This window comes from Nocardiopsis sp. M1B1, assembly GCF_052466615.1.
Genome location: NZ_CP196194.1, coordinates 918,794 through 931,870 on the forward strand (window position 1 = coordinate 918,794; position 13,077 = coordinate 931,870).

Below are 13,077 nucleotides of genomic sequence, written 5' to 3' on the forward strand. Positions count from 1 at the left end.
GCGTCCTCCCCGGTGCGGGGTCGCTAGTCTCGTGTCGGGTCCTGAACCAGTGGTCCGAGAAACCCCAAGAGACGGAGAGAGACCGTGGCGTCCATCGAGGCAGTACAGGCGCGGGAGATCCTTGACTCCCGGGGCAACCCGACAGTCGAGGTCGAGGTCCTGCTCGACGACGGAACCATCGCGCGCGCGGGCGTCCCCAGCGGCGCCTCCACCGGCCAGTTCGAGGCGGTCGAGCTGCGCGACGGCGGTGACCGCTACGGCGGCAAGGGCGTGACCAAGGCCGTCACGGCCGTCAACGACGAGATCGCCGACGAGCTGCTCGGCCACGCCCCCGACGAGCAGCGCATCATCGACCGCGCGCTCATCGACCTGGACGGCACCCCGGACAAGTCCCGGATCGGCGCCAACGCCATCCTGGGCGCCTCCCTGGCCGTGGCCAGGGCGGCCGCGGCCGAGGCCGGGCTGCCCCTGTTCCGCTACATCGGCGGCCCCAACGCGCACGTGCTGCCGGTGCCGATGATGAACATTCTCAACGGCGGCGCGCACGCCGACAGCAACGTCGACATCCAGGAGTTCATGGTCGCGCCGATCGGCGCTCCCACCTTCTCCGAGGCCGTCCGCTGGGGCACCGAGGTCTACCACGCGCTCAAGGCGGTCCTCAAGGCCCACGGCCTGGCCACCGGCGTGGGCGACGAGGGCGGCTTCGCCCCCAACCTGGACAGCAACCGCGCCGCCCTCGACCTGATCGTGGAGGCCATCGAGAAGGCGGGCTACACCCCGGGCACCGACATCGCGCTCGCCCTGGACGTGGCCGCCAGCGAGTTCTTCAGCGACGGCGTGTACACCTTCGAGGGCAAGGCCCGCTCCTCGGAGGAGATGGCCGCCTACTACGCCGAGCTGGTGGAGGCCTACCCGCTCGTCTCGATCGAGGACCCCCTCGACGAGGAGGACTGGGAGGGCTGGAAGAAGCTCACCGCCCAGCTGGGCGACAAGGTGCAGCTCGTGGGTGACGACCTGTTCGTCACCAACCCCGAGCGGCTCCAGCGCGGCATCCTGGCCGACACCGCCAACTCGCTGCTGGTGAAGGTCAACCAGATCGGCACCCTGACCGAGACGCTGGACGCGGTCTCCCTCGCCCAGCGCAGCGGTTACACGGCCATGATCAGCCACCGCTCCGGCGAGACCGAGGACACCACCATCGCCGACATCGCGGTGGCCACCAACGCCGGGCAGATCAAGACCGGCGCCCCGGCGCGCAGCGAGCGGGTCGCCAAGTACAACCAGCTGCTGCGCATCGAGGAGGAACTCGACGACGCCGCCGTGTACGCGGGCGTGTCGGCCTTCCCGCGCTTCGCCGCGCGCGGCTAGTCTGCCCCAGTGCCCCGCGAATCCGAGCAGCAGCGTCCAAAGGCCAAGAAGGCGGCCAAAGCCGACAGGCCCGGGCGCGGTCCTGCCCGGAAGACGGGGACCTCAGGCACGGGCACGGGCCGCACCCCCAGGGTGCGGCCCATGCTCACCAGCCGTGCGGCCATCCTCGCGCTCGTGGTGTGCGTGATCGCGCTCAGCCTGGCCTACCCGCTGCGCGAGTACATCGCCCAGCGCGCCCAGCTCGCCGACCTGCGCGAGGAGCGCGCGCGCATGGAGCAGAGCGTGCAGGACCTGCGCCAGCGCGAGGAGGAGATGACCCAGGACTCCTACGTGGAGCGCGAGGCCCGCGTCCGGCTGCACTACCAATACCCCGGCGAGACCGCCTACATCGTCATCCCGCCCGACTCCGAGGGCGAGGACGAGGACGACACCGGCCCCAGCGAGCCCTGGTTCACCACCCTGTGGCGCTCGGTGGAGGAGGCCGACAGCCCGCCGCCCGACGACGGGCTCTGAGCCCCGCGCCCCTCAGAGCAGGGCGCCCGCGGCCCACGCCCCCGCCGCCAGCGCGACCAGCGCGCAGCCCCCGGTCAGGGCCGCGTAGCCGGCGGCGGCCGGGACGCGCCCCTCCCGGGCCAGGGAGAGGACCTCGTGGGAGAAGGTCGAGTACGTGGTCAGCGCGCCGCACAACCCGACGGAGAGCAGGGCCCACAACCGCGGGGAGAGCGCCGCCGCCCCCGCGGCGCCGACCAGCAGCCCCAGCAGCAGGGTGCCCGCGACGTTCACGGTGAACGTGCCCCAGGGCAGCCCCGCGCCGACCGCGCGCGAGACGGCCCGGTCCACCAGGTAGCGCAGGGCCGCGCCCGCGCCGCCGCCCAGGCCGACCAGCCACACCTCCCAGTTCACGGCCGCCTCCGGCGGGCCGGCGCGCGGAGCGCGCGCCCCGTGGCCCACGCGCCCAGGGCTGTCCCGGCCACCGCCCCGACCAGGGTGAGCGCCATGTAGGCCGCGGCCTCGGCGACCCGTCCGGAGGCCGCCAGAGCGCCAGTGTCCAGGACGTGGGCCGAGTAGGTGGTGAACCCGCCGAGGAAGCCGGTGCCGAGCAGCTGCCTGACCCAGGGCGGCGCGGGCCGGGGCCCGGTGACGGCCGCGACCAGGACGCCGATGAGCACCGAGCCCGCGAGGTTGACGGCCAGGGTGGCCAGCGGCAGCCCGCCGTCGGGGGTCGGCCAGGCCTGCGCCACCAGGTGGCGGGCCACCGCCCCCGCGGCCCCGCCGCAGGCGGCGATCCCGGCCATGGCGGCCACGCCCCGGAAGCGGGGCGCTCGGTCGTCGGCGGACATGGCCCTCCCCACACGTCGTGGCCCCGGCCGCGGGAGCCGCAACGCCGGTGCGCGGGGACCGCCGGCGGACGTCGCGGTCGGCTGACGGCGGGCCCCACCGCCGCGCGCCGACCCGTGGGACGGCGCCACGGACGCCTGGGGCCCGTGCGCCGCCATCCTACGCGCGGGACGCGGGGGCGCTCCGGACCGGCGACGGCTCCGCGCGGGAGGGGCGACAGGGACGCCCGCGCCTTCGGGTGCGCGTGCGGCCCTATGCTGGGTGCGCCATGACTTCCGCAGATCAGCCCGCGCCCGGGCACGCCGCCGGGCGCCCCGCTCCGGTCGCCGAGCGCGACACCGCCGCCGTCGAACTCCAACTGGGCCGCCCGCCGCGCGGTGTACGCGCGATCGCGCACCGCTGCCCCTGCGGCCTGCCCGACGTGGTGCGCACCGCGCCCCGGCTGGAGAACGGCGAGCCCTTCCCGACCCTGTACTACCTGACGTGCCCGCGCGCCGCCTCGGCCATCGGCCGGATGGAGAACGAGGGCCGCATGCGCCGGATGCAGGAGCGCCTGGGGGAGGAGCCCGAACTCCGGGCCGCCTACACCAGGGCGCACGAGTCCTACCTGGCCGAGCGCGCCGAGCAGGCGCGCCTGGACGGCGTCGAGCCGCTGCCCGAGGGCATGCAGAGCACCGGTGGCATGCCCACCCGGGTCAAGTGCCTGCACGCGCTGGTCGCCCACGAGCTGGCCGAGCCGGGGACCAACCCCTTCGGCGCCGAGGCGCTGGAGGAACTGCCGCACTGGTGGGACAGGGGCCCGTGCGTGTGTGTCGACGAGAACGCCCCCGGGGGCGACGAAGGGAACGCATCATGAGCGGTGTCGCGGCCATCGACTGCGGAACCAACTCCGTCCGGCTGCTGATCGCCGACGTCGTCCACGTGGGCGAGGACGAGGTGCAGGTGGTCGACGTCGACCGGCGCATGGAGATCGTGCGCCTGGGCGAGGGCGTGGACGAGACCGGGGCGTTCGCGCCCCAGGCGCTGGAGCGCACCTTCGAGGCGCTGCGCGGGTACGCCGAGGCCATCGAGGCGCACGGCATCACCCTGGGTCCGGACGCGGTTCGCATGGTCGCCACCAGCGCAACCCGGGACGCGAGCAACCGCCAGGTCTTCGTGGACGGCGTGCGCGACATCCTCGGGGTGGAGCCCGAGGTGGTCACCGGCCTGGACGAGGCGGAGCTGTCCTTCGTGGGCGCCACCGCCGAGCTGGAGGCCGAGGGCCCGGACGAGGACCTGGCCCCGCCGTTCCTGGTCGTGGACATCGGCGGCGGCTCCACCGAGTTCGTCCTGGGCGGCGCCTTGTCCGGGGACGACGGCGAGCTGGTCCGCGCTTCGCTGTCGGTGGACATCGGCTGCGTGCGCATGACCGAGCGCCACCTGCGCGGCGACCCTCCCACGGAGCAGGAGGTCGCGGCGGCGACCGCCGACATCGAGGCCGCGCTGGACGAGGTCGAGCGGGTGGTCCCGCTGCGCGAGGCCGCCTCGGTCGTGTGCGTCGCGGGCACCGCGACCACGGTCGCCGGTATCGCCCTGGACCTGCCCGAGTACGACCCCGAGCGCATCCACCACACCCGCGTGGGCGTCGCCGACCTGGACCGCATCACCGGGGAGCTGCTCAAGGCCACCTCGCGGGAGCGGTCGATGATCGGCGTCATGCACCCGGGCCGGGTGGACGTCATCGGCGCGGGCGCGCTCGTGCTCTCGCGGGTGCTCGCTCGCACGGGGGCCGACTCCTTCACGGCCAGCGAGCACGACATCCTCGACGGCGTGGCCTGGAGCCTGGTCGTGTGACGCCTCCCGCGGGAGACGCCCGACCAGGCGTCTCCCGCGGAGCTCGCAAGGGCGCCACGGGTGAGACGTGTCACCCCCCAGGGGCCTTGTGAATGCTTTCACAACCGTCCTGACCTGCGGAAACGTCGGTAGGGTGGAGCGGGAAGTGGTGGGAAGGTGAGTCGGTGTGAACCTTCTCTGTCGGCGGGGGCTTGTGAAAGAATGCACAAGCGAAGGGACGAAGCACCCCGCTCCGACCCGGGCGGTACCCCGCCGCCACCGCGGCGCGGGGGACCGAAGACCGTGACGACCTCGCGGCCCCTGGGAAGGGGCACCACACAGAAGAACCGTTAGGGCGGAAATGCGATGACCGAGAGCAGGAACTACCGGCTGGTACACGGCGGAGGGGACGACGCGGAGATCCCGCACATCCTCATCGTCGGCGGCGGTTACCTCGGGATGTACACCGCGAGGCGGCTGGAGAAGAAGCTCGGAGCGGGCGAGGCGCGGATCACCGTCATCGACCCCAACTCCTACATGACCTACCAGCCCTTCCTGCCCGAGACCGCTTCCGGCAGCATCTCGCCCCGACACGTGGTCGTCCCGCTGCGCAAGGTCTTCAAGCGGGTCCGCGTCCTGGGCGGCAGGGTCGTGCGCATCGACCACGCCGACCGCACGGTCCGCTACGAGCCCAACGTCGGCGAGGCCCAGACCCTCGCCTACGACTACCTCGTCATGGCCGCCGGAGCGGTCTCGCGCACCCTGCCCATCCCCGGCCTGGCCGAGTGGGGCATCGGGATCAAGACGGTCGAGGAGGCCGCCTTCCTGCGCAACCACGTCCTGGACCAGCTCTCCATCGCCGACTCCACCGACGACGAGGCCATCCGGCGCAAGGCGCTGAACTTCGTCTTCGTCGGCGGCGGCTTCGCCGGGGCCGAGGCCATCGCCGAGCTGGAGGACATGGTCCGCGACGCCGTGCGCCACCACCCCTCGATCGGCCTGGAGGACGTGCAGTTCTACCTCATCGAGGCGGCTGACAAGATCCTCCCCGAGGTCGGCCCCGAGGTCGGCAGCAAGGCGCTCAACCAGCTGCGCCGCCGCGGCATCGACGTCCGGCTCAAGACCTTCCTGGAGTCGGCGGTCGACCAGCACATCAAGCTCAGCGACGGCACCGAGTTCGACTCGGGCACGCTGGTGTGGACCGCGGGCGTCAAGCCCAGCCCGGTCGTGGCCGCCAGCGACCTGCCGCTCGGCCCCAAGGGCCACCTGGACACCAGCGAGTACCTGGCCGTCAACGGCGTGGAGAACGCCTTCGCGGGCGGCGACAACGCGCAGGTGCCCGACGGCAACGGCGGCTACTACCCGCCCAACGCCCAGAACGCGGTCCGCCAGGCCCCGGTCCTGGCCGACAACGTGATCGCCGCCCTGCGCGGCACCGAGCCCAAGGCCTACCGCCACAAGAACCTGGGCGCGGTCGCCGGACTCGGTGTCCACAAGGGCGCCGCCCAGCTGTTCGGCAAGATCAAGCTCAACGGCCGCCTGGCCTGGTACGCGCACCGGTCCTACCACCTGTTCGCGGTTCCGACCTTCAACCGCAAGATGCGCGTGCTCTCGGACTGGACGCTCGCCCTCTTCCTGCGCCGCGACTACGCCGCGCTCCCGGAGATGGCCGAGCCCCGCCAGGCATTCGAGGAGGCCAGCCACCCGCAGATCGAGGACGGCCGCCTCCGCCGGGTCAGCTGACCGGGCGCGGGCGCGGCGCGACCTCCGCGACGGGCGCGCGAAGCGGCCGGCTCCCCCGAGGGGGAGCCGGCCGCTTCCTGTCCCAATGCGGCCAAGCCAAGTCAAAGTGGGCAATCAACCCGCCCGGTATGATGGGCCACGCCCTCGTAGCCCAATGGAAGAGGCAGGCCCCCTAAAAGGGTCACAAGTGTCGGTTCGAGTCCGACCGGGGGTACCCACGGCAACCAGCTCCGACGACGCCTGCTCACCGAGCAGGCGTCGCTTTTTTCCGCGGGTGGACGCCTGCCCTCGGACACGGTCGGCAGTCCCTCAGCGCGTCGGTCCCTGCTGCTCCATCAACAGCTGCAACTGCGTGAACAGGCGCTCCCCGGGGTCCCCCAGGTCGATCCCGCTCACCGAGGCCGCCCGGCGAACCCGGTAGCGCAGCGTGTTCGGGTGGATGTGCAGCCGCTCCGCCGCCGCCCGCGCGTCCCCGAACGCCTCCAGGTAGGCCAGCAGGGAGTGCACCAGGTCGGCGCCGCCCGCGCGGTCGTGCTCGACCAGTCGGCTCACCCGCGGATCCCGCAGCGACGGGTCCCCGCGCAGCAGCGCCAGCGTCTCGCTGACCAGCACCCGCGAGCGCACGTCGGAGATGGTCGCCACGTCCCAGCCCGGACCCCGGTCGGGAGAGCGTTCCACCGCGTCCAGGACCCGGTCCGCCTCCGCGCGCGAGTCCGGCACGTCCCCCAACCGCTCCACCAGCGATCCCACCGCCGCGCGCACCTCCAGCCCCAGCGCCGCGCGCGCCGCCGCCACCGTCCTGCGGGCCAGCGCCAGCACCGACCGCTCCACCCCGCGCCGCCCCTCCCGGGCGCGCGCCAGGTCCGGCAGCAGCACGTACACCCGGCCGCCCAGCGCGGTCACCAGGGCGCCGCGCCGGTAGGCCGCGGTGTGCACCGACACCAGGTCGATCAGCTGGCGGCGGCGCAACTCGCGCTCGGGCCGGTCGGGGCGCTCCTCCGCCGCGCCCTCGGCCCCCTCGACCGGGGCGAACGCCACCACCAGCGCGCCCCGGTCGGCGTGCACCTCCACGGTGTCGGCCAGCGCACCGGCGTCGATCCTGCCCTCCAACAGGCTCGACAGCAGGTCCTCGCGCAGCCGCAGCCCCGCGCTGGCCTGCGTGCGCTGGCGGATCATCTGCAGCGCGGTGGTGCGCGCCGCGCCCAGCAGGGCCTCCTCCGCGTGCTCGGCCAGCGGCCGGTCGCCCTCCTGCACCCAGATCGCGCCCAGCGGCTGGCGCCCCGCGTGGATGCCCACGGCCAACCGGCGCCTGATGCCCAGTTCGGGGTGCTCGTCCACCCGCACCACCTCCTCGCCCGCGCGCAGCTTGGCGAACACCCCCCACTCGCGCAGCAGGGCCAGGTACGACTCCGGGCCGCGCCTTCCCAGCACCGACAGCCGCCGCAGCTCGTCCACCTCGGCGCCGCTGGAGTAGGCCAGCACCCGGCTCGCCGCGTCCTCGATGCTCACCAGCCCGCCGGTGAGCCGGGCGATGGTCTGCGCCATGGAGAACAGGTCGCCGCCGGACTCGCCCAGATCCTCCGAGGCGGTCAGGCGGGCGTCGTCCAGGATGGACCGGCACACCGACTGCAGCTGGTCCCAGCGCACCTCGGGGCGGACCGTGAGCAGGGCGATCCCCGCCTCCTGAGCCTCGGCGCGCAGCGCCCTCGCCTCGTCGCCGCCCCCACCCCGGGGGCGTCCGGGGCGCGTGCCCGCGCTCGGCGGCGCCTCCTCCGGCGCCGCGTGCGCGCTGGTCTTGACCGCGACGGCCGTGGCGCCGCGCTCGGCCAGCGCCCCGACCATGCGCCGCGCGGCGGCGCCCCGGGCCCCGATCAGCAGCACCAGGTCCCCCTCGCGCACCTCCGTGCGGTCCTCCGGGTCGAGGATGACGACGTTGTCCACCTGGACATCGAGCCCGTCCGGGGCGGCGGCCACGTCCACGACGGGGTCGCCGAGGGCCAGCAGCAGTCCACGCAGGGGCAGACCCGTGGTCCTGTCATCGGACGAACCATCCTGAACAGGCGGAACCCCCGGCCGCCGGTGCGGTCGGGTCGCCCCGCCGCCGGAGGCGCGGAACGGGTCGGATGCTGGGCGGTCGTCGCTCATGTGTGTCCCATTTTGTCCTGGAGAACAAATAAGGCGGGCAAAGAGTGGCCTGGTCCACAAGGTTCGCACGCCCCGGTTCTGGGAGCGTTGAATCAGCCAACCCTGCTTGTTTCAGGGACATTCTTCACCGGGAAGGTGCCCATGGACGCCGTGACCAACGTCCCTCTGCCCCAGAACGAGCCCGTTCTGTCCTACGCGCCCGGCAGCGCCGAGCGCGAGGAACTCGTGGCCAAGCTGGAGGAGCTCGGCAGCCGGAGCATCGACCTGCCGATGCGCATCGGCGGCGAGAGCCGTATGGGCGGCGGCGAGCCCATCGACGTCGTGCAGCCGCACCGCCACGCCGCGGTCCTGGGCACCATGCGCAACGCCACCCACGAGGACGCCCGCGACGCCGTCGCCGCCGCCAAGGCCGCCGCCCCCGCCTGGCGCGCGATGTCCTTCGACGACCGCGCCGCCATCCTCCTGCGCGCCGCCGAACTGCTCTCCGGCCCCTGGCGCGCCACCATCAACGCCGCCACCATGCTCGGCCAGTCCAAGACCGTGCAGCAGGCGGAGATCGACTCGGCCTGCGAGCTGATCGACTTCTGGCGCTTCAACGTCTCCTACGCCCGCGACCTGATCGCCCAGCAGCCGCTGAGCGTCAAGGGTGTGTGGAACCGCATGGAGCAGCGCCCCCTGGAGGGGTTCGTCTACGCGATCACCCCCTTCAACTTCACCGCGATCGCGGGCAACCTGCCCACCGCCCCGGCCCTGATGGGCAACGTGGTCGTGTGGAAGCCGTCCCCGACCCAGCAGTTCGCCGCCGAGCTGACCATGCGCCTGCTGGAGGAGGCGGGCATGCCCCCCGGCGTCATCAACATGGTCACCGGTGACGGCCTCGCCGTCTCCGACGTCGCCCTCAACGACCCGGAGCTGGCCGGTGTGCACTTCACCGGTTCGACCAGGACCTTCCAGCACCTGTGGAAGAGCGTGGGCGAGAACATCGCCAACTACCGCTCCTACCCGCGCATCGTCGGCGAGACCGGCGGCAAGGACTTCATCGTCGCCCACTCCTCGGCCGACCCCGAGGTCCTGCGCACCGCCATCGTGCGCGGCGCCTTCGAGTACCAGGGCCAGAAGTGCTCGGCCGCCTCGCGCGCCTTCGTCGCCCGCTCGGTGTGGGAGCGGGTCCGCGACGACCTCGTCGCCGAGACCGAGGCCCTGACCATGGGCGACGTCACCGACCTGTCCAACTTCGTCGGCGCCGTCATCGACCGCCGCGCCTTCGACAAGCTGGCCAAGGTCCTGGAGGACGCCAAGTCCGACCCGACCCTGACCGTCCTGGCGGGCGGCACCGCCGACGACTCCGTCGGCTACTTCGTGCGCCCCACCATCATCGAGGGCACCGACCCGTCCCACGACGTGTTCCGCACCGAGTACTTCGGCCCGGTCGTCGCCGTCCACGTCTACGAGGACGAGAAGTTCGACGAGGTCCTCAAGGTCGTCGACGAGGGCTCGGCCTACGCCCTGACCGGCGCCGTCCTGGCCAGGGACCGCGCCGCCGTGGCCAAGGCCAGCGAGGCCCTGCGCTTCGCCGCGGGCAACTTCTACGTCAACGACCGCCCGACCGGCTCCATCGTGGGCCAGCAGCCCTTCGGCGGCGGGCGCGCCTCCGGCACCAACGACAAGGCGGGTTCGGCGCAGAACCTGTCCCGCTGGTCCAGCCCGCGCGCCATCAAGGAGACCTTCGTCGCGCCGACGGTCTCCTCCTACCCCCACCAGGGCTGATGAGGAGCCCGGGCCCCCTCCCGTCCTGAGGGGGCCCGGGAACCCGCCCGCATCCACCGGCGCGGCCGGGGACGAACCCCGCCGCGCCCCGCCCGCGCCAGCCCACCGGCTCGCGCACGTCTTTCCCGAGGTCACCATGCTTCGCAAACCCCTGCTGCTCGCCGCCAGGTCCCAGACCTGCCGCACCATCGTCGAGCGCACTCCCGTCACCCGGGCCATGGTCAAGCGGTTCGTCGCGGGCTCCACCCAGGACGAAGCGCTCCCCGTGGTCGGGGAGCTGACCCGGGACCGCCACGTCACCCTGGACTTCCTGGGCGAGGACACCACCGACACGGCCCAGGCCGAGGCGACGGTGACCGCCTACCGGGACCTGCTGGCCGCGCTGGGCGAGGCGGGTCTGGCCGAGCGCGCAGAGGTCTCGGTCAAGCTCTCGGCGGTGGGCCAGTTCCTCAACAGCGACGGCGAGAAGATCGCCCTGGACAACGCCCGCCGGATCGCTGAGGCGGCCAAGGCGGTCGGCACCACGATGACCCTGGACATGGAGGACCACACCACCACCGACTCCACGCTGGGCATCCTTCGCGAGCTGCGCCAGGACTTCCCCTTCGTGGGCGCGGTGCTCCAGGCCTACCTGCGCCGCACCGAGGCCGACTGCCGCGACCTGAGCGGGGCCGGTTCGCGCGTGCGCCTGTGCAAGGGCGCCTACGACGAGCCCGAGTCGGTGGCCTTCCGCGACAAGGCCGAGGTGGACAAGGCCTACGTGCGCGCGCTGCGCGTGCTGATGGAGGGCGAGGGCTACCCGATGGTGGCCACGCACGACCCGCGCATGATCGCCATCGCGGGCTCGCTGGCCGCCGCCAACGGCCGGGGCGAGGACGGCTTCGAGTACCAGATGCTCTTCGGCATCCGCGACGCCGAGCAGGTCAGGCTGGCCGCCGAGGGCAACCGGATGCGGGTCTACGTGCCCTACGGCGACGAGTGGTACGGCTACTACATGCGCCGTCTGGCGGAGCGTCCGGCGAACATGCTCTTCCTCGCCCGCTCCCTGGTCACGCGCGGCTAGCGCGGCCGTCACGGCCCCGCCGCGCGGGCGGCTCGGGCCGGGGGAGCAGGGGGTCGGCGTCCTCGGGCGCCGGCCCCTCGGCGTGTCCGCGAGGGCGGGCGCCCACGCACCGCGTGAGGGCTCCGGACCGGCTCCGGTCGGGCCGGGGCACCGTGTCTGAACAGTGACCTCGCCCGTGGAACTCCGGATGAGGAGCGTACGTTACCTTGTGGGCAGCAATCCACGCGTGAAAGGGTCTTGACTAGACATGCGGATGCGGAGTTCCAACCCCGTCCTCAAGCGGGCGCTCCAGCAGGCCGGTCCTGCCGGGCACCCCCAGCAGGGGTTCAACGGCCAGCCGGGCTACGGCTACGGCCAGCAGCAGGGCCCCTACGGCCAGCCGGGGTACGGACAACCGTACCCGCAGCAGGGCTACGGCCAGACCTACCCCCAGCAGGGCTACCCCGGCGGTCCGGTGCAGAGCACCGACAACCAGCCGATGACCATCGACGACGTGGTCGTGCGCACCGGCATGACGCTCGGTGTGGTCGCGGCCTTCGCCGTCGTCAACTACTTCCTCTTCGGCTCGGCCCCGGGCATCGCCGTGGCGCTCACCCTCGTGGGCGCGCTCGGCGGTCTGGTGCTGGGCCTGGTGATCTCCTTCAAGCAGATCACCAACCCCGTCGCCATCCTGAGTTACGCCGCCCTGGAGGGCCTGCTCGTCGGCGGCATCTCCGCGATCCTGGCCAACAGCCTGTCGGTCACCACCGGTGACGCCGGTGCGGGCGGCACGCTCGTGACCCAGGCGGTGCTGGGCACCGTCGTGGTGTTCGCCGTGATGCTCGCCCTGTACAAGTTCCGCGTCATCAAGGTGACCGACGGCTTCGTCAAGGTCGTCACGTACGCGGTCATCGGCGCCGCGGCCCTGATGCTGGTCAACTTCGTGGCCAGCTTCTTCATCGCGGGCGGCATCGGCCTGCGCGAGCCCAGCCCGCTCGGCCTGCTCGTCGGCCTGGTGTTCGTGGTCCTGGCCGCGCTGACCCTGGCCATCGAGTTCCGCGGCATCGAGGAGGGCCTCAACGCCGGCATCCCCAACAAGTTCGCCTGGCAGTTCGCCTTCGGCCTGACCGTCTCCCTGGTCTGGCTCTACATCGAGATCCTGCGCCTGCTCTGGATCATCAAGTCGATCTTCGCGGAGTAGTCCGCGCCCGACGCGCGGAGAACTCCCGCGGCCGCCCACGGCGTCCGCACACCCACGCGAGGGGCCGCCGCCCGGACACATCGTCCGGGCGGCGGCCCCTTCGCCGTGGTCGGCGAGCCCGCGGCGCGCTCAGGCGTTCCCGCGCCGGGGCGCGGGGATGGAGCGGTTCCTGCGGCGGCGGTCGTACTCCGTCACGAGGGCGTGCGCGTACCACTGGGGCAACTCGTACTCGTCGGCGAGCCAATTCGACCGGTCCTGGCAGCGCACCAGGCCCGGCCCCCCGTCGAGGGCGTCGAACCACTCGTGGAGTCCCCGGCCGGTGACGACCGGGATGCGTTCGATGAGCTTGGCGTGGATCTCCGGCGAGTGGGTCACCGACATGGGCACCTCCGGCAGCGCGTTGGCGTGTGGCACTTACCTGCGACCCTGCATCAGGATCACGTTCTGGACAAGCCCCGGTCACCAGCTTTTACCTTGCCGGTGTGAGAACGTTCGTCTTCAAGGGGTTCCCAGACGAACCCTGTTGTGGCAGGCGGGGTTTCGTGCGTGTTCCGGAGACGGAGGGCCGCCCGCCAGTCGCGCCCTCCGCGTCCGGAACGCTGACGCGGGAGGCGGGAGCGGTCGGTCTCGGCGCGGGCCCACGGGAGGGGCCGCGCACGGA

General features: G+C 72.8%; 12 protein-coding genes and 1 tRNA gene. 9 read left to right on the forward strand and 4 right to left on the reverse strand.

All coding sequences use genetic code 11. From position 1 onward, the window contains the following. Nucleotides 1–84 precede the first annotated feature (84 nt). Nucleotides 85–1,368, forward strand: a complete 1,284-nt coding sequence (gene eno / locus ACSTA4_RS04195) for a phosphopyruvate hydratase (protein WP_444962478.1) — start codon at nt 85–87, stop codon at nt 1,366–1,368. 141 nt (nt 1,369–1,509) lie between these two features. Beyond that, a complete protein-coding gene (locus ACSTA4_RS04200; RefSeq protein WP_444962479.1) occupies nt 1,510–1,881 on the forward strand; it encodes an FtsB family cell division protein in 372 nt (123 codons plus the stop codon). A 12-nt stretch (nt 1,882–1,893) separates the two neighbouring features. Here ACSTA4_RS04200 and crcB (ACSTA4_RS04205) read toward each other — a convergent pair whose 3' ends face one another. Both crcB (ACSTA4_RS04205) and crcB (ACSTA4_RS04210) read right to left on the reverse strand, forming a co-directional pair. Next, nucleotides 1,894–2,271 carry a fluoride efflux transporter CrcB gene (crcB, locus tag ACSTA4_RS04205; protein ID WP_248773545.1) on the reverse strand — a complete coding sequence of 126 codons (378 nt, stop codon included), beginning with the start codon at nt 2,269–2,271 and terminating at the stop codon, nt 1,894–1,896. Further along, entirely contained in the window at nt 2,268–2,708 is a 441-nt protein-coding gene (gene crcB / locus ACSTA4_RS04210) for a fluoride efflux transporter CrcB (protein ID WP_444962480.1), read from the reverse strand. Before crcB (ACSTA4_RS04210) ends, crcB (ACSTA4_RS04205) begins: the two co-directional genes overlap by 4 nt. A 266-nt stretch (nt 2,709–2,974) precedes the next feature. On the opposite strand from crcB (ACSTA4_RS04210), the gene ACSTA4_RS04215 reads away from it, so the two are divergent. The 4 genes from ACSTA4_RS04215 (at nt 2,975) to ACSTA4_RS04230 (ending at nt 6,475) form a co-directional block, all read left to right on the forward strand. Further along, the gene (locus ACSTA4_RS04215) at nt 2,975–3,562 is read left to right on the forward strand and encodes a DUF501 domain-containing protein (RefSeq protein WP_274976229.1); all 588 of its coding nucleotides are present in this window, start codon (nt 2,975–2,977) and stop codon (nt 3,560–3,562) included. Further along, nucleotides 3,559–4,539, forward strand: a complete 981-nt coding sequence (locus tag ACSTA4_RS04220; protein WP_444962481.1) for a Ppx/GppA phosphatase family protein — start codon at nt 3,559–3,561, stop codon at nt 4,537–4,539. The genes ACSTA4_RS04215 and ACSTA4_RS04220 overlap by 4 nt, the downstream gene beginning before the upstream one ends. Before the next feature lie 345 nt (nt 4,540–4,884). Then, nucleotides 4,885–6,261 (forward strand): NAD(P)/FAD-dependent oxidoreductase, encoded by a 1,377-nt coding sequence (locus ACSTA4_RS04225; RefSeq protein WP_013151134.1) that lies wholly within the window; start codon nt 4,885–4,887, stop codon nt 6,259–6,261. Nucleotides 6,262–6,401: 140 nt separating this feature from the next. Further along, nucleotides 6,402–6,475 (forward strand) — tRNA-Leu (locus ACSTA4_RS04230). Nucleotides 6,476–6,570: 95 nt separating this feature from the next. Here ACSTA4_RS04230 and ACSTA4_RS04235 read toward each other — a convergent pair. Beyond that, nucleotides 6,571–8,406: a PucR family transcriptional regulator gene (locus tag ACSTA4_RS04235; RefSeq protein ID WP_444962482.1), complete on the reverse strand. Its 1,836-nt coding sequence runs from the start codon at nt 8,404–8,406 to the stop codon at nt 6,571–6,573. A gap of 141 nt (nt 8,407–8,547) precedes the next feature. Here ACSTA4_RS04235 and pruA point away from each other — a divergent pair, with 141 nt between their 5' ends. The 3 genes from pruA to ACSTA4_RS04250 all read left to right on the forward strand — a co-directional run bounded on the left by pruA (nt 8,548) and on the right by ACSTA4_RS04250 (nt 12,416). Continuing rightward, the gene (pruA, locus tag ACSTA4_RS04240; protein WP_130396419.1) at nt 8,548–10,173 is read left to right on the forward strand and encodes an L-glutamate gamma-semialdehyde dehydrogenase; all 1,626 of its coding nucleotides are present in this window, start codon (nt 8,548–8,550) and stop codon (nt 10,171–10,173) included. 136 nt (nt 10,174–10,309) lie between these two features. Continuing rightward, nucleotides 10,310–11,236: a proline dehydrogenase family protein gene (locus ACSTA4_RS04245; RefSeq protein WP_248773550.1), complete on the forward strand. Its 927-nt coding sequence runs from the start codon at nt 10,310–10,312 to the stop codon at nt 11,234–11,236. 247 nt (nt 11,237–11,483) lie between these two features. Beyond that, nucleotides 11,484–12,416, forward strand: coding sequence for a Bax inhibitor-1/YccA family membrane protein (locus ACSTA4_RS04250; protein WP_444962483.1), 933 nt, complete (start codon nt 11,484–11,486; stop codon nt 12,414–12,416). Nucleotides 12,417–12,545: 129 nt separating this feature from the next. Here the strand turns inward: ACSTA4_RS04250 and ACSTA4_RS04255 are convergent, their stop codons facing one another. Then, complete coding sequence (locus ACSTA4_RS04255) at nt 12,546–12,797, reverse strand: DUF4287 domain-containing protein (RefSeq protein WP_248774797.1); 252 nt, start codon at nt 12,795–12,797, stop codon at nt 12,546–12,548. Nucleotides 12,798–13,077 lie beyond the last annotated feature (280 nt).

What these genes read in the sequence shown, in the direction of transcription:
- ACSTA4_RS04200 (WP_444962479.1), top strand. Translation starts at nt 1,510, where the DNA reads ATGCTCACCAGCCGTGCGGCCATCCTCGCGCTCGTGGTGTGCGTGATC.
- crcB (WP_444962480.1), bottom strand. Translation starts at nt 2,708, where the DNA reads ATGTCCGCCGACGACCGAGCGCCCCGCTTCCGGGGCGTGGCCGCCATG.
- ACSTA4_RS04215 (WP_274976229.1), top strand. Translation starts at nt 2,975, where the DNA reads ATGACTTCCGCAGATCAGCCCGCGCCCGGGCACGCCGCCGGGCGCCCC.
- ACSTA4_RS04220 (WP_444962481.1), top strand. Translation starts at nt 3,559, where the DNA reads ATGAGCGGTGTCGCGGCCATCGACTGCGGAACCAACTCCGTCCGGCTG.
- ACSTA4_RS04225 (WP_013151134.1), top strand. Translation starts at nt 4,885, where the DNA reads ATGACCGAGAGCAGGAACTACCGGCTGGTACACGGCGGAGGGGACGAC.
- ACSTA4_RS04235 (WP_444962482.1), bottom strand. Translation starts at nt 8,406, where the DNA reads ATGAGCGACGACCGCCCAGCATCCGACCCGTTCCGCGCCTCCGGCGGC.
- pruA (WP_130396419.1), top strand. Translation starts at nt 8,548, where the DNA reads ATGGACGCCGTGACCAACGTCCCTCTGCCCCAGAACGAGCCCGTTCTG.
- ACSTA4_RS04245 (WP_248773550.1), top strand. Translation starts at nt 10,310, where the DNA reads ATGCTTCGCAAACCCCTGCTGCTCGCCGCCAGGTCCCAGACCTGCCGC.
- ACSTA4_RS04250 (WP_444962483.1), top strand. Translation starts at nt 11,484, where the DNA reads ATGCGGATGCGGAGTTCCAACCCCGTCCTCAAGCGGGCGCTCCAGCAG.
- ACSTA4_RS04255 (WP_248774797.1), bottom strand. Translation starts at nt 12,797, where the DNA reads ATGTCGGTGACCCACTCGCCGGAGATCCACGCCAAGCTCATCGAACGC.